Origin of the sequence: Mesorhizobium silamurunense, assembly GCF_014843905.1 — a bacterium.
Taxonomy (GTDB): Bacteria; Pseudomonadota; Alphaproteobacteria; order Rhizobiales; family Rhizobiaceae; genus Mesorhizobium; species Mesorhizobium silamurunense.
Genome location: NZ_LPVS01000116.1, coordinates 1 through 224 on the forward strand (window position 1 = coordinate 1; position 224 = coordinate 224).

The following is a 224-nucleotide window of genomic DNA, read 5'->3' on the forward strand; positions in this document are numbered from 1 at the left end:
GGCGTAGATCTGGGCCTGACGATATAGGGGAAGGTGGTCGGCATACTTCGACACCAGAACATGAGCCACCGTGGCCTCTGTAGGAATGCCGCCTTCGACGAGACGTGCCGGTGCTGGCGCCTGCACAACCACCTCTTCGCAGGCCCGACAGGCATACTTCGCTCGACGGGTGACAATCACCCGGAACTGGGCGGGCACGATGTCGAGACGCTCGGAGACGTCCT

Annotated in this window: 1 protein-coding gene; it reads right to left on the reverse strand. The window is 62.5% G+C overall.

Going from position 1 to position 224, the window contains the following annotated elements; all coding sequences use genetic code 11:
• Positions 1-224, reverse strand: a 224-nt coding sequence (locus AU465_RS32655) for an IS66 family transposase zinc-finger binding domain-containing protein (RefSeq protein WP_192257101.1), incomplete at both ends; no start/stop codon positions are given.